Annotated in this window: 25 protein-coding genes; 13 read left to right on the top strand and 12 right to left on the bottom strand. The window is 65.3% G+C overall.

The window, feature by feature from the left end; all coding sequences use genetic code 11:
- Positions 1–333 precede the first annotated feature (333 nt).
- The 4 genes from DVS29_RS23040 to DVS29_RS23055 are packed head-to-tail and all read left to right on the top strand — an operon-like array spanning position 334 to position 2,299.
- Entirely contained in the window at positions 334–591 is a 258-nt protein-coding gene (locus tag DVS29_RS23040) for a hypothetical protein (protein WP_118182824.1), read from the top strand.
- Between the two features lie 13 nt (positions 592–604).
- A complete protein-coding gene (locus tag DVS29_RS23045) occupies positions 605–823 on the top strand; it encodes a hypothetical protein (protein WP_118182825.1) in 219 nt (72 codons plus the stop codon).
- A 21-nt stretch (positions 824–844) separates the two neighbouring features.
- Positions 845–1,078 carry a hypothetical protein gene (locus DVS29_RS23050; protein WP_118182826.1) on the top strand — a complete coding sequence of 78 codons (234 nt, stop codon included), beginning with the start codon at positions 845–847 and terminating at the stop codon, positions 1,076–1,078.
- 51 nt (positions 1,079–1,129) lie between these two features.
- Positions 1,130–2,299 carry an HlyD family secretion protein gene (locus tag DVS29_RS23055; RefSeq protein WP_118182827.1) on the top strand — a complete coding sequence of 390 codons (1,170 nt, stop codon included), beginning with the start codon at positions 1,130–1,132 and terminating at the stop codon, positions 2,297–2,299.
- Between the two features lie 157 nt (positions 2,300–2,456).
- On the opposite strand, the gene DVS29_RS23060 is transcribed toward DVS29_RS23055, so the two are convergent.
- The gene (locus DVS29_RS23060; protein ID WP_118182828.1) at positions 2,457–2,693 is read right to left on the bottom strand and encodes a hypothetical protein; all 237 of its coding nucleotides are present in this window, start codon (positions 2,691–2,693) and stop codon (positions 2,457–2,459) included.
- A 500-nt stretch (positions 2,694–3,193) separates the two neighbouring features.
- Here DVS29_RS23060 and DVS29_RS23065 point away from each other — a divergent pair, with 500 nt between their 5' ends.
- From DVS29_RS23065 to DVS29_RS23100, 7 genes are all read left to right on the top strand, one after another.
- Complete coding sequence (locus DVS29_RS23065; RefSeq protein WP_118182829.1) at positions 3,194–4,765, top strand: DHA2 family efflux MFS transporter permease subunit; 1,572 nt, start codon at positions 3,194–3,196, stop codon at positions 4,763–4,765.
- Positions 4,766–4,808: 43 nt separating this feature from the next.
- Positions 4,809–6,407, top strand: coding sequence for an efflux transporter outer membrane subunit (locus DVS29_RS23070; RefSeq protein ID WP_118182854.1), 1,599 nt, complete (start codon positions 4,809–4,811; stop codon positions 6,405–6,407).
- Positions 6,408–6,653: 246 nt separating this feature from the next.
- Positions 6,654–7,154 (top strand): PRC-barrel domain-containing protein, encoded by a 501-nt coding sequence (locus DVS29_RS23080; protein ID WP_240655750.1) that lies wholly within the window; start codon positions 6,654–6,656, stop codon positions 7,152–7,154.
- Positions 7,155–7,360: 206 nt separating this feature from the next.
- Positions 7,361–7,765 (top strand): hypothetical protein, encoded by a 405-nt coding sequence (locus DVS29_RS23085; RefSeq protein WP_118182831.1) that lies wholly within the window; start codon positions 7,361–7,363, stop codon positions 7,763–7,765.
- A 224-nt stretch (positions 7,766–7,989) separates the two neighbouring features.
- Positions 7,990–9,315: an MFS transporter gene (locus DVS29_RS23090; protein WP_118182832.1), complete on the top strand. Its 1,326-nt coding sequence runs from the start codon at positions 7,990–7,992 to the stop codon at positions 9,313–9,315.
- Between the two features lie 95 nt (positions 9,316–9,410).
- Positions 9,411–10,202 carry a class I SAM-dependent methyltransferase gene (locus tag DVS29_RS23095; RefSeq protein WP_118182833.1) on the top strand — a complete coding sequence of 264 codons (792 nt, stop codon included), beginning with the start codon at positions 9,411–9,413 and terminating at the stop codon, positions 10,200–10,202.
- Between the two features lie 140 nt (positions 10,203–10,342).
- Positions 10,343–11,002: a carbonic anhydrase gene (locus DVS29_RS23100; protein ID WP_118182834.1), complete on the top strand. Its 660-nt coding sequence runs from the start codon at positions 10,343–10,345 to the stop codon at positions 11,000–11,002.
- 57 nt (positions 11,003–11,059) lie between these two features.
- Here the strand turns inward: DVS29_RS23100 and DVS29_RS23105 are convergent, their stop codons facing one another.
- The 3 genes from DVS29_RS23105 to DVS29_RS23115 form a co-directional block, all read right to left on the bottom strand.
- Positions 11,060–11,878 carry an SDR family oxidoreductase gene (locus DVS29_RS23105; protein ID WP_118182856.1) on the bottom strand — a complete coding sequence of 273 codons (819 nt, stop codon included), beginning with the start codon at positions 11,876–11,878 and terminating at the stop codon, positions 11,060–11,062.
- A gap of 41 nt (positions 11,879–11,919) precedes the next feature.
- Positions 11,920–12,777, bottom strand: coding sequence for a phytanoyl-CoA dioxygenase family protein (locus DVS29_RS23110; RefSeq protein ID WP_240655751.1), 858 nt, complete (start codon positions 12,775–12,777; stop codon positions 11,920–11,922).
- Positions 12,778–13,014: 237 nt separating this feature from the next.
- Positions 13,015–13,788: an SDR family NAD(P)-dependent oxidoreductase gene (locus DVS29_RS23115; RefSeq protein ID WP_118182836.1), complete on the bottom strand. Its 774-nt coding sequence runs from the start codon at positions 13,786–13,788 to the stop codon at positions 13,015–13,017.
- A gap of 251 nt (positions 13,789–14,039) precedes the next feature.
- Between DVS29_RS23115 and DVS29_RS23120 the strand changes: the two genes are divergently transcribed.
- Positions 14,040–14,477 carry a carboxymuconolactone decarboxylase family protein gene (locus tag DVS29_RS23120; RefSeq protein WP_118182837.1) on the top strand — a complete coding sequence of 146 codons (438 nt, stop codon included), beginning with the start codon at positions 14,040–14,042 and terminating at the stop codon, positions 14,475–14,477.
- Between the two features lie 74 nt (positions 14,478–14,551).
- On the opposite strand, the gene norR is transcribed toward DVS29_RS23120, so the two are convergent.
- Complete coding sequence (gene norR / locus DVS29_RS23125) at positions 14,552–16,141, bottom strand: nitric oxide reductase transcriptional regulator NorR (protein WP_240655752.1); 1,590 nt, start codon at positions 16,139–16,141, stop codon at positions 14,552–14,554.
- A 170-nt stretch (positions 16,142–16,311) separates the two neighbouring features.
- Here norR and hmpA point away from each other — a divergent pair, with 170 nt between their 5' ends.
- A complete protein-coding gene (hmpA, locus tag DVS29_RS23130; RefSeq protein WP_118182839.1) occupies positions 16,312–17,493 on the top strand; it encodes an NO-inducible flavohemoprotein in 1,182 nt (393 codons plus the stop codon).
- Between the two features lie 107 nt (positions 17,494–17,600).
- Here hmpA and DVS29_RS23135 read toward each other — a convergent pair whose 3' ends face one another.
- The 7 genes from DVS29_RS23135 to DVS29_RS23165 all read right to left on the bottom strand — a co-directional run.
- Entirely contained in the window at positions 17,601–18,179 is a 579-nt protein-coding gene (locus tag DVS29_RS23135) for an MEKHLA domain-containing protein (RefSeq protein WP_338069344.1), read from the bottom strand.
- Positions 18,180–18,304: 125 nt separating this feature from the next.
- Positions 18,305–18,712, bottom strand: a complete 408-nt coding sequence (locus DVS29_RS23140; RefSeq protein ID WP_205962506.1) for a VOC family protein — start codon at positions 18,710–18,712, stop codon at positions 18,305–18,307.
- Positions 18,713–18,895: 183 nt separating this feature from the next.
- Positions 18,896–19,522: a TetR/AcrR family transcriptional regulator gene (locus DVS29_RS23145; RefSeq protein ID WP_240655753.1), complete on the bottom strand. Its 627-nt coding sequence runs from the start codon at positions 19,520–19,522 to the stop codon at positions 18,896–18,898.
- Between the two features lie 244 nt (positions 19,523–19,766).
- Entirely contained in the window at positions 19,767–21,752 is a 1,986-nt protein-coding gene (gene fhuB, locus DVS29_RS23150) for a Fe(3+)-hydroxamate ABC transporter permease FhuB (RefSeq protein ID WP_118182841.1), read from the bottom strand.
- A complete protein-coding gene (locus tag DVS29_RS23155; RefSeq protein ID WP_118182842.1) occupies positions 21,749–22,678 on the bottom strand; it encodes an ABC transporter substrate-binding protein in 930 nt (309 codons plus the stop codon). Before DVS29_RS23155 ends, fhuB begins: the two co-directional genes overlap by 4 nt.
- 29 nt (positions 22,679–22,707) lie before the next feature.
- The gene (locus DVS29_RS23160) at positions 22,708–24,888 is read right to left on the bottom strand and encodes a TonB-dependent siderophore receptor (protein ID WP_118182843.1); all 2,181 of its coding nucleotides are present in this window, start codon (positions 24,886–24,888) and stop codon (positions 22,708–22,710) included.
- 180 nt (positions 24,889–25,068) lie between these two features.
- On the bottom strand, positions 25,069–26,862 hold a 1,794-nt coding region (locus tag DVS29_RS23165; protein ID WP_240655754.1), incomplete at its 5' end, for a thioesterase domain-containing protein.

Raw genomic sequence — 26,862 nt, forward strand, 5'->3', positions numbered from 1 at the left:
ATGGAGCGAAAGGTTGCGGGCGCTCATCTCATGAACCCGTATGAACCCGTCGGGACGACTTTCAGTAAAGCACACGCGCGCGAGCGCGGCAGCGAAACTGCACGGCACGGCTGGACCGGCGTGCGCGCGCCGCGCGAGCGGGTCGGTGCTTCGCGTCGGCACTGGCATGGCGGTGTTTTCACTACGTTGCATGACACACCGCAGCAACTATCGATCCCCACGACCGCCAGGCTCACGGCCCGTGTTCGGATAACGCAAGCCGCGCGTCAGGTATGAAGGTTGCGCGCACTCCGGGATATGCACTGCAAAAACCATCATCCCAGGGAGATCGCAATGCCGTATACGACGATCCGCGTGTCGGACAGGGAAGTTCAGGTCGAGCTGACGGTGTACACATTCGCCGAAAAGAGCGACGCCGACGCGTTCGAACAGTGCGCGCTGCAACACCCGATCGAAACCTGCTACCGCCGCTGTCCGCCCGTTGCGCTGCGGTCGGCGAAGGCTCATGAACGTCCCGACGATCCCGATCGCGCGCGGGCCGTATCGCGTTCCGCGGGTGGCGGCATGATGCCGGCGCGCGGGATGCGCTGACCGAGGAATACCGATGCATCCGATCACGCTCGAGGTCTCCGGCTGGACGACCTCCTTCCCGCCGCTGCTTCATATGCCGACACCGCCCGAAGTCGATCCCGACGCTCCCGCGCCCGACATCGATCCCGACCCGCCGCTGCCCGAGGACGATCCCGACTGGCCCGACCTGCCGCATCCGCCGGCCGGCGACTCGCCTCCGCCGCCGCAACCGCCGCAGCGCGTTCTGCATTGAGTTCGCCTTCAAGGAGCCAACATGTCCGGCAACCGTGAAAAACATCCGCATTCGAACCGCAGCGAAAAACAGATCGACGAAGCGGTCGAAAACACCTTCCCCGCGAGCGATGCGCCATCGACCGGCGGCAAGACCCGCATCGAAAGCGACGGCGGTACTTCGCGCGACGAGCGCGATCATCGCGACGATCGCGACGATCGCGACACGCACAAGGATGACCATACGGAGCACCGTTCGTCGCACGGGTCGCGCTGATGCGGGCCGCCAATTCGACGCGCGCGGCCGCCGCGCGCAGGCGGGCGCGCCATGGCTGAACCTCGCAACGAAGACGACCCGCAGGACGGGCAACCGCACGGCGATGACGACGCCGCTGATCAAGACAGCGGCAAAGACAGCCCGAACGGCGATGACGCTGGCAACGACAGCAGCAAACGCAAACGCCCGGGCAGGAAGCCGCTGATCATCATCGGCCTCGTCGTCGTGCTGCTCGGGATCGGTGCATTCGTCTGGTGGTTCGCGACGCGCAACGAGGAAGGCACCGACGACGCGTACACCGACGGCAACGCGATCACGATCGCGCCGAAAGTCTCCGGCTACGTGACGACGCTCGCGATCAACGACAACACCTATGTGCACAAGGGCGACCTGCTGCTGGTGATCGACAAGCGCGACTATCAGGCGCAGGTCGATCAGGCGCAGGCACAGCTCGGCCTCGCGCAGGCGCAGCTGAATTCCGCGCAGGTGCAACTCGACATTGCGAAGGTCCAGTATCCGGCGCAGTACGCGCAGGCGAAAGCGCAGATCGAATCCGCCGAAGCGAACTTCAAACAGGCGCAGGCTGCTTACGCACGACAGCACGCAGTGGACGTCCGCGCGACGTCACAGCAGAACATCGACACCGCGAACGCGCAGCAGGCCACTGCGGTTGCGAACGTCGACACGGCGCGCGCACAGCTGAAGACCGCCGCGCTCGTGCCGCAGCAGATCCGCCAGGTGGAAGCGACCGTCGAGGAACGCCGGCAGCAGGTGCGGCAGGCCGAGGCGCAGCTCGAGCAGGCGCAGCTGAATCTGTCGTGGTGCGAAGTGCGTTCGCCGTCGGACGGCTGGGTCACGCGCCGCAACGTGCAGTACGGCAGTTTTCTGCAGGCCGGCGTCACGCTCTTCTCGATCGTCACGCCGGACGTCTGGGTGACCGCGAACTACAAGGAATCGCAGTTGGACCGCATGCGTCCCGGCGACAAGGTGAAGATCAAGGTCGACGCGTATCCGAACCTGGAACTGCACGGGCACGTGGACAGTGTGCAGCTCGGCAGCGGCTCGCGCTTTTCCGCGTTCCCCGCGGAAAACGCGACCGGCAACTTCGTGAAGATCGTGCAGCGCGTGCCCGTGAAAATCGTGATCGACGACGGCATGCCGAAAGATCATCCGCTCGGGCTCGGCCTCTCCGTCGAACCGACGGTTTATCTGCGCCACTAGCGCTTCATCGATAAATCTTCCGGGCACAAAAAAACGCGCAGCCCGGCAAGAGTTTCAACCGGGCTGCGCGTTTTTTACTATCCCCTTCCGTCTGCCTTCACGCGCGCGATGCAGCAGGATCGCGCCGCGCAAAATCGGGCCGGGTATGGATCAGGTATTACCAGTCCGGATTCGACACGTCGAGCTGATAGTTCAGCGCGCGATTGAACACGCGGTACGGACGCGCGGCGCCGTCGAGCAGCTCGCGCCAGGCGCCGATCACGGCCAGCGAATCCGTGCCCAGCGTGGCGCAGCGGCTCGGCAACTGACCGGGGAGCGCACCCTCGCTGCCTTGCGCGATCGCGCGCAGCAATGCGGCATCTTTTTCCCCGACCTGTATTTCATAGTGATTCATGTGCGCACCTCGACGCGGATTGGGACGCCGGCCACTTCATGTTCGACGAACGCGAGCCCGGCCCAACATTAGATGAAAGCAGCTTGTGTACCAGTTTCTTGTCGTCATTCGCGATATGCATGGCAACCACTCCTGCTCTTCGTGCCCGTTGACAGTGTTGTGACGCTGCACATCTGCACGCGGATGCCAGTCACGATCATGGTGCAGCGGCGCGGCGGACACAAGTGCATTTTCATGCATCCGACCCGAAGCCTGCACCGTCGCGGTGACGCGCGGATGGCGGTGAGCGCGGGCCCTTCTACGCGCGCTCCGGGCTCGCCGTTTGCTGACCCCGAAATATTGCGCAGCGCGGGCTGCGATGGTTTTTCCTTGTGCGCCGCTCCCGCACATTCGCCCGCTCAGGACCGAGACCCTTCGATGCCATTGCCCCGCTTCCAGATGCCACCGTTCGCGCTTCCCGCTTCTCTCGCTAATCGTCTTCTGCACGCGGGATCGACGCAATGAGCGAACCCCACGGCAACTGGCGCCCATCGGCGAACCCGTGGCTCATCGCGATCGTCGTCACGCTCGCCGCGTTCATGGAAGTGCTCGATACGACCATCGTCAACGTCGCGCTGCCGCACATCGCGGGCACGATGTCGGCGAGCTACGACGAAGCCACGTGGACGCTGACCTCCTACCTCGTGTCGAACGGCATCGTGCTGCCGATCTCCGCGTTCTTCGGGCGCATCATGGGACGCAAGCGCTATTTCCTCGTATGTATTGCCGCGTTCACGGTCTGCTCGTTTCTGTGCGGCATCGCGACGAGCCTCGGCCAGCTGATCGTGTTCCGCGTGCTGCAGGGATTCTTCGGCGGCGGCCTGCAGCCGAACCAGCAGTCGATCATTCTCGACACCTTCCCGCCCGAACAGCGCGGCCGCGCGTTCTCGATCTCCGCGATCGCGATCGTCGTCGCGCCGGTGCTCGGCCCGACGCTCGGCGGCTGGATCACGGACAACTTCTCATGGCGCTGGGTGTTCCTGCTGAACGTGCCGGTCGGCATCCTGACGACGCTCGCCGTGATGCAGCTCGTCGAAGATCCGCCGTGGGAACGGCGCCAGCGCGGCAAGGTGTCGATCGACTACATCGGCATCGCGCTGATCGCGATCGGACTCGGTTGCCTGCAGGTGATGCTCGATCGCGGCGAGGACGACGACTGGTTCAAGTCGCCGTTCATCGTGACGTTCGGCGTGCTGGCCGCACTCGGCATTCTCGGCGCCACCGTGTGGCTGATCTACGCGAAGCGGCCAGTCGTTCATCTCGGTGTGCTGAAAGACCGCAATTTTGCGCTGGGCTGCGTGATGATGGGCGCGTTCGCGATGATCCTGTACGGCAGCGCGGTGCTCGTGCCGCAGCTCGCGCAGCAGCAGCTCGGCTATACCGCGATGCTCGCGGGCCTCGTGCTGTCGCCGGGCGCCGTGCTGATCGTGATGGAGATCCCGATCATCAGCAAGGCGATGCCGCACATCCAGACGCGCTACTTCGTCACGACCGGCTTCGTGCTGCTGGCGCTCGCGCTGGCCTACGCGCATACGCTCGTGCCGGATGTGGATTACGACACGCTCGTGAAGATGCGCAGTTCGCAGTCGATCGCGATCGGCTTCCTGTTCGTGCCGATCACGACGCTCGCGTACCTGACCGTGCCGCGCCAGCTGAACAACGATGCATCGGCGCTCTTCACGATGTTCCGCAACGTGGCCGGCTCGATCGGCATCTCGATCTCGACCGCGATGGTGCGCGAGCGCGCGCAGGTGCGGATGGCGCATCTGTCCGGGCACATGACGCTGCTCTCGCAGAACTACACCGACACGCTCAACCGCACCGCAAAGACCATCATGGACATGACGGGCCAGCCGTTCGCGGCCGCGCTGCAGACCGCAACCGGCCGCATCTACCAGACCTTCGTCTCGCAGGCGACGATCCTCGCGTACATCGACGTGTTCGCGTATCTCGCGATCTTCTGCCTGTGCTGCGTGCCTTTTACGTTCTTCTTCTCGCCGGTGAAGGCCGCCGGCGGCGGTGGAGGACACTGACATGTTCAATCGTTTGCCGTCGTTGCGTTCGCGATTTCATGCGATGTTCATTGCGTTCATTGGTGTGTTCATTGCGCCGTTCACTGCCGTGTTCATCACGGCCTGCACCGTTGGACCGAACTACCAGCCGCCGCAAGCCGACGTGCCGGCGCAGTGGCACGACACGCAGCACGCAGCGGCGAACGCGGCAACCGCATCGGCCGCGTCGGCCACGTCGAGCGCATCGGTGCCGACCGTCGATTCGGACCCCGACCCGCGCTGGTGGCGCAGCTTCAACGACCCGACGCTCGATTCGCTGATCGAGCGCGCGGTGGCCGGCAACCCCGATCTGCAGCAGGCGGTGTTGCGCATCGCGCAGGCGCGCCTGCAGACGCAGCAGGCAGCCGCGCAGGGCCTGCCGAATCTGCGCGCGACCGCGAGCTATCAGCGCGAACAGCTCGGCCTGAAAGGCATTCTCGAATCGCAAGGCGTCTATAACCGCGTCGATCAACTCGGCGCGCCGGGTTCGCCGCTCGACTCGATCTCCCCGAATGCGGGCACAGCCGTACAGAACGGCGCGAACAAGCTGCTCGACCAGCTGACGGCGCCGGTCAATCTCTGGCAGGCGGGCTTCGACGCATCGTGGGAACTCGACCTGTTCGGCCGCGTGCGGCGTTCGGTCGAAGCCTCGCAGGCGCAGACCCAGGCGGCGATCGAAAACCGCAACGACGCGCTGCTGTCGCTCGAAGCGGAGGTCGCGCAGACCTACGCGCAACTGCGCGGCGCGCAGACCATCCGCGCGGTCGCGACCAGCCTCGTCGACCAGCAGCGCGAGATCGTCGAGCTCACGCAGAGCCAGGCGAAGGTCGGACTCGCGAGCCAGCTCGACGTGCGCAGCGCGGCCGCGCAGCTCGCCACGACGCAGGCCGGGCTCCCGCAATACGATCAGCAGATCGAACAATCGATGAACGGTCTCGCGTATCTCGTCGGTGAAGCGCCCGGCGCGCTCGATACCGAACTGTCGACGCCCGCCGCCGTGCCGCCAGTGCCGCCGACGGTGCCGATCGGTCTGCCCTCCACGCTCGCGCGCCGCCGCCCCGATATCCGCGAAGCGGAAGCGAATCTGCATGCGGCCACCGCGAGCGTCGGCGTTGCAGTCGCGCAGTTCTATCCGGACATCTCGCTGACGGGCAGCGTGGGCACGCGCGCGTTGAACGCGAGCGACCTGTCGCACTGGTCGCATCTGTTCTATGCATTCGGCCCGCAGATTTCGCTGCCGATCTTTCAGGGCGGCGCGCTCGTGGCGAACCTGAAGCTCTCGAAGGTGCAGCAGGCGAATGCGGCGCTCGCGTATCGGAAGGCGGTGCTCGGCGCGCTGCGCGACGTCGATAACGCGCTTGCCGTCTACCGCACCGACCAGGCGCGCCACGTGTCGCTCGACGACAGCGTGCGCGAACAGCAGCAGGCGTTCGATCTCGCGCGCGACAGCTATCGCAAGGGCCTCGTCACCTACATCAATGTGCTTGATGCGGAACGGCAGCTCGCGCAGGATCGCGAGCAGGCCGCACAGAGCAACGCGCAGGTGACGACGGATCTGGTCGCGCTCTACAAGGCGCTGGGCGGCGGCTGGCAGGACGATGCGAGCGCTGCTGCGGCGCGGTGAACGGCGGGGTGGCGCGGGCGTGTACCCGTCTGTGCTCGTGGAGCCCATTTTTCGTGCCGCATCGCGGCCGCGGTTACAAGCTGCAATAACTGCAACCTTCGTTCGCAGATATTTCAAATCGCCGTCATCCCCGTGCCCCGTCTGATGCCGCGGCGCGCCGCCAGTCCGGGCTGCGGCGCCGCTGCACCAAAATGGCACAGACCTTGCGTGACTTCATACGAAAGCTGCATCGGCAGGAGGCACTGCATGAGCATCACGAGACCTTTGACACCGCCTTCGGGCGGCGCGCGCATCGTCGGCAAGAGCGGCGGATCGCTGGGCCCCGGCCCCGAACTGATGACCGCCGCGACGCTGGATGGCGACAAGGTCCTGAGCAACGACGGCGACGACATCGGCAAGGTGAAGGACATCATGCTCGACGTGCGGGCGGGCCGCGTCGCTTACGTGGTGATGTCGACGGGCGGATTTCTCGGCGTGGGCGACAAGCTGCTCGCGATTCCGTGGGACGCGCTCACGCTCGATCTGGACCGCAAGTGCTTTCGTCTCGACATGAGCGCCGAGCGCGTGAAGAACGCGCCGGGCTTCGACAAGGATCACTGGCCTTCGATGGCGGATCAGACGTGGGCCAGTTCCGCGCACCAGTTCTTCGGCCGCGAGCCGCACCTGAATCCGGACATGGAGCTGGACGTTGACGACGGCGAGCCCGGTTCGCCCGATGCACCCGACGCAGGGAGTGTGAAGCTGTGAGCACCTGCACGATCCTGCCTGTTCCGCTGCGCATGCGAATGCATGAGAAACGGATGATGCGTGCATCCAATGCGACCTGCATTGCATTGCTGGTTGGATCGGCATTCGAATGCCACCGTGGCCGCGACTGACGCGGCCACATTTTTGTCATCGAGTTTTGTCTACCGTTGACTATCGTTTATCCATCATCAAAAGGACTGCCGGCCATGGACAACTTTGAAAAGCGGATGCGAGCCCTGCTCGCCGCGGCGCTACCCGGAACCGACGTGACGCATCTGTCGCCGCGCGAGTTCTGCGTGTGGCAGCGGGTGGGCAGACTCACGCCGCCGACGGTGTATCCGCGCGATCTCGTCGTCGTCGTCGACGACGATCTGCTCGGCGACATCCAGGTTGCCACGGAAACCGAATTCCAGTCCCGCCTTGGACCGAAGCTCGCGCGCAGCCTGCTGCGCGCGCTCGTGGGCTACGATCCCGCGTCGAAGAATCCGAACCCGTTCGTGGTGTCGCTCGCGGATTCGCCGCAGGATCAGGTTGCGCGCGCAGCGTCGCTGACGGTCGCGGCCGTGACCAATCCTCGCAGCGCGACGATGCGGCCCGCGGTTGCGCACTGAATCGTGCATTGAACTGCATGGGTAGGTGAACCGCATGCGTATGAGGTTCGATCCGCGGTGACCGGGAATGCGCGCCGCGCGCGCTCCCGACCTTCAGGTTCCCCCGCTTTCATTTTCCTGTTCACGTCGCATGCGCGCCAGCCGATGTCGCATGGAGGCGTGACGATTTGCGCGCGCCGCTTCTACAATCGGACACGAGCCCTGTCCCCGGACCTCCCACCGCGATGAAAGCGGCAGACGATCCCACGTTGCAGCAGCCCAGCGCGCTTCCGCCCGATCCCTTGACGGCGGCGGACCTCGCGCTGCGCGCCACGCCGCTCGCCGCCGACGCGCCGCTGCTCGATCCCGCCGCCGACGCCGTTGCCGCGCCCACCGCATCGCGCTCGTGGGTCGCATCGGTCTCCAGCCTGCTGATCGGCTACGCGATTCTCGTCACCGGCAATGGCCTGCTCGGCACGCTGATCTCGCTCCGGCTGATAGCCGATCACGCAACCGCGCTGACAGTCGGCGTCGTGCAGTCCGCGTACTACCTCGGTTTCATGCTCGGCGCGGTGTCGGGCGGCGCGCTGATCGGCCGGGTCGGACATCATCGCGCGTTCGTCACGTTCGCCGCCGCCTGCGCGTGCTGCGCGCTGGGCTATGCCGGAGGCGGCAACGCCGCGGTGTGGACCGCGTTACGCTTCGTCACCGGCTTTTGTCTCGTCGGCATCTATACGGTGGTGGAAAGCTGGCTCAACGAAGTGGCGAGCAACGCGCAACGTGCGCGCGTTTTCTCCGCGTATCTGATCGTCAATTATCTCTGTGTGGGCACCGGGCAATTTCTGCTGAACCTCGCCGATCCAGCCGGTTTCGCGCTGTTCAGTATCGTGAGCGCGCTGTTTTCCGCTTCGCTGATTCCGGTCGCGCTCGCGAGCCAGCAATCCGGCGCCGCGGCCACGCAGACGGTCGGCACGTCGCGCTTCACGCTCGGGCTCGCGGGTCTGCGTACCGTGCTGCGCCATACGCCGCTCGCGCTCGTCGGATGTCTTGCGGCGGGCGCACTGAACAGCGCGTTCTACACGATGCAGCCGGTGTTCATGCGACGCAGCGGCGCGAGCGTCGCCGAAGTCTCCAGCTTCATGGGCTGCGCGCTGATCGCGGCGCTGCTGCTGCAGTGGCCGGTCGCGCGGCTCGCGGACCGGTTCGATCGCCGCTCGATCATCTTCGCGGTCACCACCGCGTCCGCGCTATGCAGCGCGATCGTGTTCATCCTGCGGCAAGGCGTGCTCGCCAGCGCGTTCAATTATCTGTACGTCGCGATCGTGTTCACGCTGTACGGCGCGATCGTCTCGCATGCGAACGACACCGCGCCGCACGGCGAACGCGTCGCCGTAAGCGCGGGGCTGCTGCTGATCTTCGCGCTCGGCGCGAGCGCCGGGCCGACGCTCGCGTCCGCCACGATGGCGCTGGCCGGACCCGCTGGACTCTATCTGTTCACTGCACTGATCACCGGCGCACTCGCGCTGCTGACGGCGAGAAGCCTGCGCGGGCCGCGCGCGGTTGTATCGTGATGACGCGGTCGTGATAACGCGATCGCGGCACACTACGTGAACCAGCCGGCTCGTTCGCTGTCTTCGTGAAAGTCCCCGCGCTGAAGGCCCTCTCGATGACGACACCCATTCCCTTCGCTCCCGACCGTTTCCGCCACGCCGCCGCTCACTATCTGACCGGCCGCCCGGCGTACGCACCCGCGTTGATCCGGCGCGTCGCGCAGTTATGCGGACTCGACGGCTCGCAGCGCATGCTCGATATCGGCTGCGGCCCCGGACAGTTGTCGCTCGCGTTTTCGACGTGGGTCGACAGCGCGCTCGCGATCGACCCGGAACCGGCGATGCTGCAGGTCGCGACCGAACTCGGCGCAGGCGTTGCGCCCAACGTCGAGTACCGGCAAGGCAGCTCGTACGACCTGTCGCCGGAACTGGGGCGTTTCCAGTTCGTCGCGATCGGCCGTGCGTTTCACTGGATGGACCGGCTCGACACGCTCGCGCGGCTCGACGGGATGCTCGACGTGGGCGGCGCGATCGCGCTGTTCAGCACGCAGGCGCGGGACGATGCCGCAGCGCCATGGATGAGCGCGTATCGCGCGCTGATGGAACGCTATGCCGCCGACGACCCCGCACGCGCGCAACACCGGGGGCCGGACTGGGAGCATCACGACTCGGTGCTGCTGCGCTCGCCGTTCCGGCGTCTGGAACGGATCGCGATCGTCGATGAACGCCGCGTGTCCGCCGGGCAACTGCGCGCGCGGCCGCTGTCGATGTCGAGCCTTTCGCGCGATCGGCTCGGCGCGCGGCTCGATACGCTGCTGGGCGAGATCGACGAGCTTACCGCCGCATACGCGACCGATGGCTGGCTGATCGAGCGGATTGAATCGATCGCGTTGATCGGGAGACGTTGATTCAGTGCACTGAACGCGCACTGAACACGCATTGAAAACCTGGCGCGCGGTTAATGTCAGCGATAATGTCGGCCGCGCAGGCACGGCATCGTTTCGAACGGTCGTGCCGGCATTGAAGAATTCGAACTGGAGAGACGCCCATGCGCGACATCATCGACGGCTTTCTGCGCTTTCAGCGCGAGGTCTACCCGCAACGCGTCGAGCTGTTCAAGCAGCTCGCGACGACGCAAAATCCGAAGGCGCTGTTCGTCACCTGCTCCGACAGCCGCGTCGTGCCCGAACTGCTCACGCAGCGCGAACCGGGCGAGCTGTTCGTGATCCGCAATGCGGGCAACATCGTGCCGTCGTACGGACCGGAGCCGGGCGGCGTGTCGGCCACGGTCGAATACGCGGTCGCGGTGCTCGACGTGCACGACATTGTGATCTGCGGCCACTCCGATTGCGGCGCGATGGGCGCGATTTCGCGCTGTACGTGTCTCGATCATCTGCCGGCCGTCGCGAACTGGCTGCGTCACTCGGACGCCGCGAAAGCGATCAACGCCGCGCATCAGTTCGACACGCCGCGCGCGAAACTTGATGCACTGGTGCGCGAGAACGTGATCGCGCAGCTTGCGAACCTGCGCACGCATCCGTCGGTCGCGCTCGCACTCGAGCAGGGCCGGATGAATCTGCATGGCTGGGTGTACGACATCGAAACCGGCGGCATCGACGCGCTCGACGGCGCGACGCGACGCTTCGTGCCGCTCGCGGAATCGCCGGCCACGGTGGCGGTTTCGCCGCGCAATCGCGGGCAGGTTTGACGGTTCGCTTTGAGGTGCCGCGCGTGAGTCGGGCGCGCGGCATTCGGGGCAAACGCTTCAGGACAAACGCATCGCCTCGGCTGGATGAGGCGAATCTTCGTACGCGCCCCACACCGACTGATCGTAGTTGACGATCGAACCGGTCATCAGGCCGGACTCGCTGCTGCTCAGAAACGCGACTGCCCGCGCAACCTCGTTCGGGTCGATCAACCGGCCGAACGGCTGAGCCTTCGCAGCGGCGTCGAGCCAGTCGTGCGACGCGCCGTGAAAGCTCTTCTGGATCCGGTCTTCTCCATCCGACGCCATCCAGCCGATGTTCAGTCCGTTCACGCGGATGCGATTGTGCAGCAGCGCGAACGCGGTGTTCCCCGTCAACGTCGCCAGTGCACCCTTCGACGCGCAGTACGCGGCAATGAACGGCTGCCCCGCCTTCGCCGACATCGAACCGATGTTCACGATCGTCCCTTCCGTGCGCTCGCGCAGCATCACCTTCACCGCATCCTGCATCAGAAAGAACGGCGCACGCACATTGGTCGCGAACATCCGGTCGAAAAGCTCGGGATCGGTGTCGAGCAGCGTGCCGCGGTCAGTCAGGCCAGCGGCATTGACGAGCGCATCGATGCGGCCGAAATGACGGTCCGCTGTTGCAATCACCGCGCGGCAGTCGTCGACATTTGCGAGGTCCGCCGTGACGAAATGCACGGCGGCACCCGTTTCGTCGGCAATGGCCCGCGCCCTCGCCTCGCCCTTGTCGCGCGAACGTCCGCAGATCACGATACCCGCGGCGCCGCGTTGCGCGAACAGCGTCGCAATCGCGGCGCCGAGCCCTTGCGTGCCGCCGGTCACGACCGCGATCTTGCCTGTCATCTGACTCATCGTCTGGCTCCTGCCGGGTTCGATCTTCTCAATCTCGTCGCTCAATAACGTGCAGCGTTGACGCGCCCTTCGGCGTTGGTCGCGTTGGCCACCGCGTCGAGATTCTGCGGATAGGGATAGGTCATGCCGAGCAGTTGCCGCATCGTCGGGCTCGCGCGTTTGACGAACGCTTCGCCGACCATCGCGCGCAGATCTTCCATCGGCTTCACGAACTTCGGCAGATACTGGATCAGCACCGCGCTGCGGTCCTGATTGCTATGGTTGGGCATCGCGCAATGCCACGTGGCGCCGAAGAAGAGGATCGCGTCGCCAGGCTCCGCTTCCATCCGCTCGCAACGCTCGAAGAAACGGTCGGATTCGTCGGGATAGCGCAGCTTGTGCTGGGTGTGCGGCACGAATGCCGTCGCACCGGTCTGCGTCGTAAACGGATCGAGCGGAATGGTCACCTGCGCGTTCAGCGGGAAGCTCGAATTGATGCCGATCGGGAAGCTGTTCGGCGCATGGAAGTCCCAGTACGGATAGTCGATATGCGGCTCCTGCCCCGGACCATCCGGCAGGATGCGGTTCGCGGCGATCGAGCCCATGATGAAGTCTTCGCCCAGAAAACGCCGCATGGCCGCGACGATCACCGGTTGTTCCGACATTGCGCTGAACACGTCGCCCTTCGCGAGCAGGTTCCACACGCGCCGTTGCAGATGCAGCCGTGCGTCCTTCGCCGCTTCGCCCTGAAAATGCGTGACGGTCTGCGCGCGATGTTCCGAATGCTCCATCACGACGCGGCGCGCGTCGGCCACCTGTTCCGCGCTGAACAGGCCGCGAATGACGATCGCGCCTGGCCCGCGCATCAACGCATCGACGACGACTTCCGGGGTACCGGTTTCCGGTGTGACGATCTGCACGGCTGTCTCCTTTGCCTGTATTCGCCTTTGGCGTGGCGGCATGCACGACGTGCGCGATCCTGCGTAATCATGTTGACGTCGCGTGCCGTGTCCCAAGCATAGTGCAGCGTTCAGCCGCTTGCAACTTTCATTGCACAATCAATGACGATGGAATTTTAATTCCATTTTCCAGCCTGCGATGCGGATGCGCAGATGGGTTCAAGATGCAGTTCAACGTGCGGTTCAGGATCCTGCCGTTCATTCCGGCATCGCGACGCCGGACAGGCGCGCGCACTCCGCAAACAGGCGATCCTGCAGCGCGGGATCGCGCGCCGCGGCACTCGCCGCGCGCGGCTTCAGGTGGTAGAAGTACTCGTCCGTCACGGTCGCTGCGCGATCGTCGCTGACCGCGAGCCACACCTGCGTGGTGGGCCCCGCGCCGAGATCGTCGGGCGCACCGGCACCGCCCATCTTCGTTGCGACCCAGCCCGGTTCGAGCGCGTTCGACAGCACGTCGGGCCAGCGACGCGCGATTGCGAACGCCAGCATCGCGTCGTGCAGTTTGGTGTCGGAATACGCGGCCGTGCCGTTCCAGCGCCGTCGCTCCCAGTTCAGGTCCTGCAGGCTCGCATCGCCCGACTGATGCAGTCCCGAGCTCAGGTACACGAGCCGCTTCGGCCGCGCGACCAGCGCGGTCAGTACATAGGGCGCCAGCGTGTTGATCGCGAACACGTGCGCAAGACCGTCTTCGGTTTCGATGCGGCGGCTCTCGCGGTACCCCACTGCCGCGTTATGGATGACCGCGTCGAACCGACCGAGGGCATTGACCTTGTCCGCGAGCGCCCGGGTTTGCCGGATGCTCGCGAGATCACCGGCAAGCGCCGCCGCGGCGCCTGGCGCAGCGTCGAGCGCTTCTGCCGCGCGCGCTTCGCTGCGTGCGTGCAGCACGACTTCGTGACCGGCCCCGATGAGAAGCCGCGCCGCCATCAGCCCGAGGCCGTCAGCCGATCCGGTAATGAATACGCGCGCCATGCCGATGCTCCTTCGTCTTCGTGTTACGACAGGTGGACCAGCTTATCCGCAATCGGCATGCGCGACGATGCATGCTCCGTCATCGGTGCATTGACGGCTTGTCATGGATCAAAGTGGCTACCTGAGATAGATCGGAACTGGCTATTTTATGCATCCACTTTAGGTCCTACGATGCAGTCATCGATCGCACCACCCAACGCAACAACGAGCGCAACACCGGGCGATCATCCCACCCCGATCAAGGAGCCATCATGCAACCCCGTCTCGACTTCTACCGCGTCAACCAGCCGGCAATGAAAGCCATGCTCACGCTCGAAGAGCGGGTGAACAAATCCGGCATCGAAAAGCCGCTCGCAGAACTGGTGCGTCTGCGCGCGTCGCAGATCAACGGCTGTGCGTTCTGCGTCGACATGCATACCACCGACGCGCGCAAGGGCGGCGAAACCGAGCGGCGTCTCGCCACGGTCGTCGCGTGGCGCGAAACGCCGTTCTTCACCGACCGCGAACGCGCCGCGCTCGAATGGACCGAAGCCGTGACGCTCATATCGGAGACCCACGTGCCGGACGCGGTGTGGGAAACGGTCCGCCCGCATTTCAGCGACGAAGAACTGGTCGACCTGACGCTGCTGATCTCGGCGATCAACGCATGGAACCGCTTTTCGATTTCATTCCGCAAGATGCCGGAGTGAATGCGGAATGAAGCTTTCCGAACGCGAATGAACAAGCGTGTGGAAAGCTTCAGCGCCCCAATCAGCGGACTGAATCACTTCAAACCGAGACGCTTCGCCATGCGGTTCAGATTCGCGCGGTCGATGCCGAGTTCACGCGCCACCGCGGCCCAGTTGTTGTCGTTGCGCGTGAGCGCGTCGCCGATCAGGCTGCGCTCGAACGCCGCCACCGCGCCGCGGAAATCGATGCTGCCGGCCGCTTCATCGCCGTGGCTTCCTTCGCCGGACGACAAGGCCGACAGCGCGCTGGCAGCAAACGCACTGCCTGGGCCGCTCGCACCCGCTTCGTTCAGACCGAGATCCGCGGCGTTCAGCGTCAGGATGCGCGGCCGCTCGCGTCGCGCGGACAGCGCCTTGAACGCGCTGCGGCCGATCAGATGCTCGAGCTCGCGCACGTTGCCAGGCCACGGGTAAGCCAGCAGCGCGGCCTGTGCGTCCGCGCTCAGCCGGATACCCAGCAGCCCCAGCCGCGCGCGGTTCTCTTCGAGGAAAAAGCCCGCGAGCAGCAGCACGTCGCGGCCACGTTCGCGCAACGGCGGCACGCGCAGCGGATAGACGCTCAGCCGGTGATACAGGTCCGCGCGAAAACGCCCCGCCTTCACTTCCTCCGCGAGATCGCGATTCGTTGCAGCGATCAGCCGCACGTCGACACGATGCTCGCTGTCCGAACCGATGCGCTGCAGCTGGCCGTTCTGCAGCACGCGTAGCAGCTTCGCCTGCACGCCTTGCGGCAGCTCGCCGACCTCGTCGAGAAAGAGCGTCGCGCCGTCGGCGAGTTCGAACTTGCCGCGCCGGTCCGACGACGCGCCCGAAAACGCGCCGCGCACATGCCCGAACAGTTCGCTCTCGACGAGCGTATCGGGCAACGCCGCGCAGTTCAGGCTGATCACGGGCTTGTCCGCGCGCGGCGACAGCGCATGGATCGCGCTCGCCACCAGTTCCTTGCCGACGCCCGTTTCGCCGGTGATCAGCACGGTGAGGTCGCTGTTCGCGACCACGCGTATCTCGTCCATCAGCCGCGCGAGCGGCTTGCTGTGGCCGATCATCTCGCGCCGCGCGGGCCCCGCCGCCTGCCGGTACGCCTCCGCGCGTTGCCGCTCCTCTTCGCCGTGCCGCGCCAGCATGTCGATGCGTACGGCGGCGCTGACGGTTGCCGCGGCGAGGCTCAAAAACGCCTGCAGCGCAGCCATGTCGATGCGGTCGAAACAGGCGGGGTCGAGCGCATCGAGTGTCAGCAGACCCCACGGCCGCCCGCCGACATGAAGCACACAACCGAGGCAGTCATGCACCTCGAGATGGCCGCTCACGCCCTGCACCAGGCCGTCGTACGGATCGGGTAGATCGGAGTCAGCGGGAAAGCGGGTAGGCGTGCCCCGCTCCAGCAGTTCCGCGAAACGGGGATGATCGGCAACGCGAAAACGGCGGCCCAGCGTGTCGCGCGTGAGGCCGTCGATCGCGACCGGCACGAGCGTGTCGTGGTCGAGCCGCAGCAGCGCGGCCGCATCGCCCGGAAACAGCGAGCGCAGCGTGTCGAGGAGGCGACGATAACGCTCTTCGTCCGGCAGGTCGCGCGACAGATCCTCGACCAGCGGAATCAGCGCGTCGAGCATTGCGCCTGGAGTCATTCCGACTTCATTATGAGTCATTTCAACCCGGGTCATGTTCACTGCAGCAAAAACTAGTTCATTGATTTTAAAACAGTTCTTCACTGGCACGCTTCATGATAATGAAAGGACGAATTCGCCGCGACGCACCATTCCGGCCGAACCGTCCAACCTGCCATGAGGAACCCATCATGCTCTCCCGTGAACAACGCGACATCATCAAGGCTACCGTCCCGCTGCTGGAAACCGGCGGCGAAGCGCTGACCACGCACTTCTACCAGCTGATGCTGGCCGAGCACCCCGAAGTGCGCCCGCTGTTCAACCAGGCGCACCAGGCAAGCGGCGCGCAGCCGCGCGCGCTCGCCAACGGCGTGCTGATGTACGCGCGCCATATCGATCAGATCGAGAAGCTGGGCGGCCTCGTCGGTCAGATCATCAACAAGCACGTCGCGCTGCAGATCCTGCCCGAGCATTACCCGATCGTCGGCGGATGCCTGCTGCGCGCGATCCGCGAGGTGCTCGGCCCGGACATCGCGACCGATGCCGTGATCGACGCGTGGGCGGCCGCGTATCAGCAGCTCGCCGATCTGCTGATCGGTCTCGAAGCGAAGATGTACGACGAAAAGGAACAGGCGCAGGGCGGCTGGCGCGGCGCGCGCGCATTTCGCGTCGAGCGCAAGGTGCAGGAGAGCGACGAGATCACGTCGTTCTACTTCCGGCCCGTGGACGGCGGCTCGCTCCTCGGGTTCCAGCCCGGCCAGTACATCGGGCTGCGGCTCGAGATCGACGGAGAGGAAGTGCGGCGCAACTACTCGCTGTCCGCCGCGGACAACGGCCTCGAATACCGGATCAGCGTGAAGCGCGAGCCGGGCGGCAAGGTGTCGAACTACCTGCATGACGAAGTGCGCGAACAGGATGTCGTGCAACTGTTCCCGCCGTCCGGCGACTTTACGCTCGCGCCGGGCACGAAGCCCGTCGTGCTGATCAGCGGCGGCGTCGGCATTACGCCGACGCTCGCGATGCTGCACGCGGCGCTCGAAACGAAGCGCCCGGTGTTCTTCATCCACGCGGCGCGCCACGGTGGCACCCACGCGTTCCGCGACTGGATCGACGCGCTCGCCGCGCGTCATCCGCAACTGAAGCGCTTCTACTGCTATGCGGAGCGCCGCGCCGGCGACCGCGAGCCGGATGCCGTCGGACTGCTCGACGAACAGAAGCTGGCCGCGTGGCTGCCCGAATCGCGCGACGTCGACGCGTACTACCTCGGACCGACCGCGTTCATGAAGGCCGTTCGCCGCAGCCTGAAGGGTCTCGGCGTGCCCGAACCGCAAAGCCGCTTCGAATTCTTCGGCCCGGCTGCGGCGCTCGACTGATTGATCTCGCGTCCCTCCGCTCTCTCCGCCGGGTTCGCCGGCGGAGACGGAGACGCTGACTCATCTCCAGCATCGTCACATGCCGATCGTTGCCTCAGATCGTCGCCTCAATGACCCGGCACATCGGTCCATTCGCTAAACGTCGCTGCCTGACCGCGGAATTCGCCGTGGTGATCGACGAGATTCCAGACGACCGCTTTCTCGATCCAGAAACGACGACCGGATCTGGCGATGCGCTGTCCGCGATAGTTGGCCGAGTAACCGTCGCGACGCACGTCTTCGAGCAGACGTGCCCGCTCTTCACGATCGGGCTGTTCGGCAGACTGTCTTGAGTGCAACGTGACGAATTCGTCCCAGTCGTATTCGAAGCAGCGTTGCGCGGCCTGGTTTGCATAGACGAAGCGGGGATCGTCTTCGGTATTGTGAGCGAGCACGACGAACGGAGCCTCGGCATAGAGCCAGCGTGCGAGGTCGGTTACGCAGACGTGCGGAGGCACCAGGGATTCGTCGACCAGCCGTTGATAGCTGTCGGCGAGCAGGATGGCGAAATCCTGGGAAGTGGCGAGAGACCGCATCGGGAACCTGGCAGTAGATAGGAACGGACGGACGAATGAATGAAATCGAAGTGGACTTGACTGATTGATGATGCGTCCGCCATCGCGCACGCGCTTCGCTTCCTCCCGCATCCCGTTAAACGCGCCAGTCAGATTGACTGCGATCAGTCGCCCGGTTAACAGCGGAAGCGGCGCAAACTTGATGCGTTACGGTCGCGGTCCGCATATTGCCGGACATCTGTTTTGCCTCGCCATCTTCAATTCTGGAAGGTGTCGCGATACTCGGGCGCCGCGTCCGCACGTGTGTTCAGTTCGAACATCACACCGCCGGGTGCCCGGCAGAAGAAGCGCGAACCTCGGCCGTTGTTGAAGACCTCGGTCTCCATTTCGACGCCATCGGCCTTGAAGCGCTCGTATAACTGGTGGACGGCCTCGAGGCTCGGCAGTTCGAACCCGGCATGAAACGCTCTGGGCCACGCCGGAATGTCCTTGCTGGTGTGGTCGATCACGACATCGAAGCCGGGACGCTTCAATATGTAGGACTGCTCCCAGACCCCCGAAACGGTAAAGCCCAGGTAGTGCTCAAAGAACTTCGCAGTAGCGGCCGTGTCGGCCGAGGGAAAGCTCAGGTGGTTGAGCTTCATGTTTTCGATCAGATCGTTCATCGTCGGTCGCTCTTCGGATAGCTGCGGGCACCGTTGCCCGACGAGACTAGAATATAAGCAAAAGCTCACATCCAACAACTCGCATTACCAGCGGCCGACCCTGTGCGTGGACTCCCTGTGCAGCGTGCGAGCCAGGGCTCGCGACCTGCAAAAGGCAGATCCGGTTGCTCACATTCCGTCCGCTCACGGCGAATGTTTGCGAGGCCGTGCAACCCTCGACAGATAACCGAAAACCGCCGCGCGCACGCGGTGTTCCAGATTTTCCAGGTTTTGTTCACCGCGCTCACCGGCTGAATCCGTCAGGCCCTGGATGATCGCAAGCAAATCGGCAGCGGCCACCTCGGGGTGTTCGAGCCGGGGCGCCACACGCCTGACGACTGCTACGACCAGCGCGTCGAACCCTGTTTTCCCCACTTCGCCGCGCAATGCGGGGCTGCTCTCCTGGACATCGAGCAGCCTCGCCAGCATGGGACGTTGCAACTGCTGACGTACCGCTGCGCCGATCAAATACTCCAACGTCGCCTTGCCGCTTCGCTGGGCAAGCGCGGCTGCCGCGTCGTCGTGGAAGCGCCGTGTTTCGCGCTGGATCAGCGCAACCGTCAGCGCATCCTTGCCGGGAAAATACTGGTACAGCGACCCGATGCTGACGCCGGCACGCCGGGCAATCGCGTTCGTATTGAATCCTTCGATCCCTTCCGCCTCCAGAACCTGGGCGGCGGCCTCGACGATGGATTCAACGGTTTCTTCTGCACGCGCCTGACGCGGGGTCTTGCGTGGGCGGGTGGAGGTTGGGCTTGAGGAGTCGCTCACAGGAATTCCATTGCGTCGGCTACGAAGGCAAAGCGGCCGCCTGAATGACCGCGTGAACATAAGGGAGAGTAACCGCTCCCGGCCGCGCATAGGGTGAAAGTCCGATATCTGCTGCGCGATCGATGGCACCGTGTGTGTTCCGCTCGGGACTGCAGCGATGCCGCCGTCACCAGGATCGATACAACAGGCAAAAGCATGAACTGCGGCACGGCGTCGACCGCTTCAGGAGCGTCGCCCGTACGGGTCAGTCCCTGCGCAGCAGCCACATCAGATACGGCCCGCCAATCAGCGTCGCCAGCACACCCGCCGGCAACTGCTGCGGAAAAATCAGGTTCCTCCCCAGCCAGTCGGCGAACACCATCAGCAACGCGCCGATCATGCTGGCGACGAGCATCTGCGCACGGGCGCGCGGAAACCCGAGCAGCCGCGCGAGCTGCGGTGCCATCAGCCCGACGAACGACATCGGCCCGACCACGATCGTCGCACCCGCAGTCAGCGCCGCCGCGATCACGAGCAGCACGAGCCGGGCGCGTGCGCTGTCGACCCCGAGCGCATCCGCGACGTTCGCCCCGAGCGGGAGGATGTCCAGCCAGCGCCCGCACAACAGTGCGACAGCAGCCATGCCGAACGCGCTCAACGTCACTGACACCGCCATCGCCAGGCTGATCAGTTGAGTCGAACCGTACAGCAACGGCAGGATCCAGGTTGCATAGGCGCTGCCGCTCGCAGTCGCAGCCAGAATCACGGCCTGTGAGAATGCGGAGAGCGCAATGCCCGCGATCAGCAAGTGGTTCGGCGCGTAGCGATGCCTCCTTCCGATCGCGACGATCGCGCCGAGAAACAGCAACGCGCCCGCCGACGAGCCGGCGAACAACGTCGCCGCCGACGGCCCCGCCGCAAACAGTGCCGCCGCCAGCGTGCCGAGCATCGCACCGCCGCTCACGCCGAGCAGTTCCGGGCTGGCCATCGGATTGCCTGTCACACGCTGCAGCAACGTTCCCGACAAGGCCAGCATCCCGCCCGCGCTCAGCGAGGCGGCAAAACGCGGCACGCGCCAGAACGCTATCTGCGGCCATTCAACGGCCGTGGTCCAGTGCCAGCCGGACAGCGTCAGGTTCCAGCGCAGCGACACGAGCGATGCAATCAGCAGCAGCGTCCCCACCGCGAGCGCTATCGTGAGCAGCGAACGCCGCAGCGGCTCGGCGGCATCCGCCACAGGCCGCGCATCGTCGACGCGGAACCGCCCCAGCATCCACAGGAGCAACGGGCCGCCGAACAGCGCGATCGCCGCGCCCGTCGGCAGTGTCTCGCCGATACCTGGCAAGCTCTGCACCGCCTGATCGACGAGCATCAGCAAGGCCGCGCCGAGCGCCGGTGCCCACAGCAGCTGATCGCGCGGACGCCTCGCCCCCACCAGCCGCGCCAGCGCCGGACCCGCCAGGCCGACGAAGCCAATCACGCCCACCGCGCTCACCACGAACGCGCTCAGCAGCACCGCAATGCCGAGCGCGGCGACGCGCGTGCGCGCGAGCGTCAGGCCGAGCTGCGACGCGCTGTGGTCGTCGAGCGAAAACAGCGTGAGCGGACGCACCAGCAAGGCCGCGCCCAGGCCGCATGCAGCCACGCGCGGCAACAACCAGATCGCGGCATCCCAGCCGTTCTGCGAGAGCGAGCCGCCGCCCCAGATGAACACAGACACGAGGGAGCGCTCGAACACGATCGTCAACAACACGGCGATGGCGCCGCAATACAGATTGACCACCATCCCGGCGATGACCACCGACACCGGTGCAAACCCCTTGCGCCAGGTGAGCGCGGCCGTTGCGAGCATCGCGACCACCGCGCCGGCGAGCGCAACGGCAAAGCGCATCTCCGCAAGCCATATCGGCGCGAACACGGTTGCCAGCGTCATCGCCAGGTAGGCACCGGCCGAAACGCCGAGCGTCAGCGGCTCGGCGAGCGGATTGCGCAGCACCAGCTGGAACACCACGCCAGCGAGCGAAAGCGCGGCACCGGCAAGCAGCGAGACGACGAGACGCGGCAGCCACGCGTACTGCACGACGAGCTGCGGCAGCGTCGCCGACGACCCCGCATCGAAAACCCCCGACCATTGCGCGACCGGCAAGCGATTCGACAGCCCGTGCGCCGCGAGCAGCAGCGCGACGACCGCGAGCCACACCGGCAAGCGCCACACGCGCGGCGTGGCCTCCGGTTGCGTAGCCGTCTTCATGCCGATACCCCCTGCACTGCCGCAGTCAATTCCTCAGCAAAACGCATCGCCGACATGACACCGCCGAACGAGGCGACCGCCCCGAGTGCGCCGACGCGCCGCTCGCGCACGAACGGCAGCGCGCCCCAGAGCGGGCTCTTCGCAAGCTCGGCCGCGACGCCCGGCGGCGTGCCGATCGTTAAAGCCTGTGCACCGCTGCTACCGGCCAGCGCCGCGAGATCGGCCTGTCCGTTGCCCTGTGGATCGGCGGCACCCTGCCACGCGTTATCGAGCCCGAGTTCGCGCAGTACACCGCCGAAGAGGCTCTTCGGCCCGAACACCGTCATCTGGCGCGCATCGATCGATTTGAGCAGCAGCACCGGCCGCCGGAGCGCGCGAAACCCGGCCAGCGCCGACGCCGCCTCGGTGAACCGACGCTCCGCGCTTGCGAGAAACGCATCAGCCGCACGGCTGCGACCGAGCACGATGCCGAGCTTGCGCGTGGCATCGCGCACGGTGGGCAGGACGTCGAGCCCTGGACCGAACATCGGGACGACGAGCACCGGCGCGATACGCTCAAGCGCCGCGACGAGCGGCTGGTGCCACGGCGTGACGACGATCAGCTCGGGCCGCAGCGCCTGCAGCACCTCGAAGTTCGGCTGGAACAGCAACCCCGTGTCCGTCACTGACGCGGGCAGCGGAGGATCGCCGTCGAGCAGCCGATACCAGGGCGGACGCGAAACACCCACCGGCACGACATCGAGCGACAGCACCACCTCGGTCAGCCCCCAGTCGAGCACGACGATGCGCGGCGCGGCACCGGACGCCTCCGCACCGGGCAACGCCCCCACGGCACCCAGCGACCAGCCCGGCAATGCGAGTGCGACTACGCCTGCACCGGCCGCCCTCAGGAAACGCCGGCGCGCGGCACCTTCCGTCCTCACCATGGATTTGACGAAGTTCTCCACGCACCCGATCAAAGATCCGTCCGGACCGACAACACGGCATTGCGTCTGTCGCCGAACTCGGAGAAGAACGTACCGGGGTCCCGCGCGTAATAGCGTCGGTTGAAGATATTGTTCAGCGACAGCGTGGCGGACGTGTGCTTGTTGAACGTGTAGCCGACCTGCGCGTTGTAGACGGCATAACCGCCCTGCTCGTAAAGCGTGCTCGAGCGGCTGGATGCGCTCTGCGCGAACAGGCCGCCGCCCACCATCCAGCCGCGAAGCATGCCGCGCTGGAAGCGGTACGTCGTCCAAAGCTTGAAGAGGCTGTGCGGTTCCTCGAGATCGTACGACTGGCCGGTGGAAGAGCCGCCCGACAGATAGTCCGTATTCAGCAACGTGTAGCCTGCGTACACATTCCATCCCGGCAAGGGCTCGCCGTTGACTTCCGTCTCGACGCCCTGACTGCGAACTTTCCCCGCATCCACGTAAAAATTTGGATTGTCAGGATCACTGATCGCGTAGTCATTGTTGTCGATGCGGAACAGCGCGACATTGGCATTCAGCCGGTGCTGCAAAAAGCTGCCTTTGAGTCCGGTTTCATACTGTTTTCCCGACTGCGGGGCAAGCGCGCCCCCGGAGGCGGTGGTTCCGGTCTGCGGGGCGAAAACGGTCGAGTAACTCGCGTAGGCGGTCAGCTGAGGGATGATGTCGTAGGTGACGGCGGCATAGGGTACGAATTTGCCGTTGACCCGCGTTTGCACGGCCCAGTCGCTGGCCGCTCCCCTGCTCGATTCCTGATACCAGGCTTCCCGCGCGCCCAGGGTCACGGACAGTGGCTCGGTGATCTTGATATGAGCCTGCCCGTACACGCCCCCTTGCTGATAGTGATAGTAGTTGTACGCGGTAGCAATGCTCGCCGGTTCGGGAATGCCGGCCGCGTCCAGTACATTGAATGCACCCAGGCTTTCGCCGCCGTAGGCCTGCGCGTAGGTCGTCTGACTGTAGTTCGCGCCGAATGTCAGCGTGTGATCCTGCCCGAAGAGGTGAACCGGTCCGGAGACATTCGTATCGAATCCAAGCGAGCTGTAGCTCTGAATGTTTCTCTCGCCCCAGTAGCTTTGTACGTAGGGATCGGTACCCGTGGCGCCGAGCGGGTAGGCATCCGTGGCGCTGATGTTGAGATGGCGATACAGGATCGTCGAATTCGACTTCCATCCAGACTCGAATGCGTGCGTGAGGTTGAGGTTGACCTCATTGAGGACGCTCCGCTTGTAATTCCAGCTGGGGCCGAAATTCTGCGTCCACGACGTTGGCAGACGTTCTCCGTTGCTCATGCCGCCCACACCGAAGTCGAAGCCGCTATCCGAGTTCACCTGGTGCGCGGCGGAGAAGGACACCGTGGTGCGCGGATTGATGTCGTACTCAAGGATCCCATAGGCGCCGGCCTCTTTATCACGCGAGCCGTCCAGCGATTGATGTTCGTCGGATCCCACGATCACAGCTCGCCCGCGCAACGTACCGTCCTTGTTCAGGGGACCGGTGACGTCGACGGTTTGACGGGCGCCCCCGAACGACGTGACCTGCGTTTCCGTCGAAACGTGGAACGTATCGAGCGGACGTTTGCGCACCATGTTGACCGTGCCGCCCGGATTGCCCAAGCCGTCCATCACGCCGGCGGGACCACGGAAAACTTCCACCCGGTCATAGAAAGCCAGGTCCAGTTGCAGCTGGTATTGAACACTGTTGAACAGCGGGATGCCGTCGTATTCGATGCCCAGCTGGTAGCCACGCGCCGTGTAGTACGCGGAGTCGCCCCAGGGAACCGCCGTGACGCCGGTCGTATATTGCATCGCATCCTGCAGCGTGGTCATGTTCTGATCGTCCATGCGCTGCCGGGAGACCACCGATACCGAATTGGGCACCTCCTGAAGCGCCTGGGGTGTTTTTCCGGCGACGGTCGCCGCCTGCGCGGCGTAGGAACCCGATCCCTCGGTGGTCGCATCGGCCTCGGCTTTGGCGTTGACCGTCACGGCCGGGAGCACTGCGTCGACACCGGCCTTGCCATCCGTTCCGTTCACCCCGGTGGATGTCTGCGCATACGCTTTACCTGACAGCGCCACCACCGCCGCGAGGGCGAAGGAGGTCATCTCGAAACGTCGCGGCATTCTTGCCAAGTGCCTGAAATCTATTAATTTTTTGTTGATTTTCATTGCTGACAATCTAATTGGTTAGTCGGTAGTCGTGTGGCGTGGTTGTGTAAACAGGCAAGCAGCGTTGAAGGCGGCAGAATGCTTGCGGCACTTCAACGGCTCCTATCCAATGCGAATGATAATGACTCTTATTCGTGATCTCAACGTATTTTCGGATTTTTGCCTATCAAAAAACGACTGCTACGCCAGCAGGCGCGCCACCTGTTCGCCAAGCGCCGGGTGGTGGACGATGCTGCTATGCGTCGCGTCGAGCGAATGACTGACGACCTCGCCCGACGCATATCGCATCCAGTCCATGCGTCGCCGCGGGTCGAGCGATGCCGTGCGCCCGGCGCGCCAGACGTGCAAGTCCACAGCGACGCGCGGCAACGCGTGGGCGGCCATCACGCGCGCGTGCACAGCATCGGCAGCGAAAGCGGCACGCAATAGCGACGGTTCCGCATCGAGCGTTCGAGCGATGAGAAAACGTTCGGCATCCTGTGGATCGGCAAGACGGGGGATATCGGTTGCCTGCGCAGCGTCCGCTGTCGCGCGTTCGATCGCTTCGGCCTCGGACTCCCAATGCGTCGCGGTATCGACAATGCCGAGGAACGACACCGCCTGCCCTCGCCGCGCAAAGCAATCCGCCAGCGCGAACGCGAGCCGGCCACCGAACGACCAGCCGAGCAGTGCATACGGACCGTGCGGCTGCCACGTGGCGATGCAATCGGCGTAGCGCTCGGCGAGGGCTTCGAAGCTCGCGCCGTCCCATGGCGCGCCGCGCAGCGCCGGAGCCTGCAGCGCGACGACCGTCACCGCACCGTTCAACGCGCGCGCGAGCGTGCGGTATTCGCCGACCATCCCATAGCCCGGATGCGGACAGAACAGCGTGACGGGCGCGCCGAGCGCATTGAGCGGCACCGCGGGCAGTAGCGCGGCGTGAGCGGCGGTGTCCCGGTGTCCGAGCCAGTGGGCGAGCTGGGCCGGCGCGGGCACCGCGAGCGCCGCCTCGAAGCGCGCGCGCTCGGCCCAGCTCGCGGCCACGCTGTCGTGGATGGCGAGTTCGGCGACGGCGGCGGGCACGGCGGGCAGCTTCGCGGCCGCGTCCTGCGCCGGGGCGGCATCGCGCAGATGCTCGAGCGTGGTCGCGAGGGCCGTCTCGAACGCCGCGACGAGACGCCCGGCGAGCGCCGCGGGTATCTGCTGCGGCGCGTAGCCCCAGTCGATCGACAGTGCATCGCCCGAGATCCATGCGTTCACGTCGAGCGCACGGTCCGGGGCAAGTGTCGCCGCGGCCATCGGATCGCCTGCGGCCTCCCTGGCGAAACCGAAGCGGCTGGCTTGCTGGAAGGTCTGGTCGAAGCGGCCCAGGTAGTTGAAGCTGATCTCGGGCACCGGCAGCGCGGCCAGCGCGGCGCGGCTCGCGGCGTCCGCGCAGTGCGCAAGCAGCCCCCAGTGCAAGCCACGCGCCGGCACGTTTGTCAGGCGCGCATGGACGCGTTGCAGCGCGTCGTGCGGCTCGGCTGAGCTCGGCAGCGCGAGCGGGTATTGCGTCGTGAACCAGCCAGCCGTGCGGCTCAGGTCGACACCGTCGATCACGTCCTCGCGGCCGTGCCCTTCCAGCTCGACGAGGATTTCGTCGCGGCCGGTCAGCACGCCGGTCACACTTGCGAGCACCGCGAGCAGCACTTCGTCGACGCGCATCCGGTAGGCCCGCGGCGCGTCGAGGATCAGCGTTTCGGTCTGTGCGGGAGAAAGCGTGGTGCGCAGGGATTGCTGTGGCGCGACGTCCGGCGTTTGCGGCGGAAACAGCGGCCCCGCACGCAGCGACGGCGCGGTCAACGCGGTTTGCCACCATGCAAGTTCGACGATACGGTCCGGGGATCGTGCGTATTCGTAGACCTGTCGGACCCAGCTGCGCCACGACGTCGACGGGGTGGGCAGCACGATGGGTTCGTTCCGCTCAGCCTGTCCGTACGCCGTCTGCAGTTCGTC

The sequence above is a fragment of the Paraburkholderia phosphatilytica genome, from assembly GCF_003443895.1.
GTDB lineage: Bacteria > Pseudomonadota > Gammaproteobacteria > Burkholderiales > Burkholderiaceae > Paraburkholderia > Paraburkholderia phosphatilytica.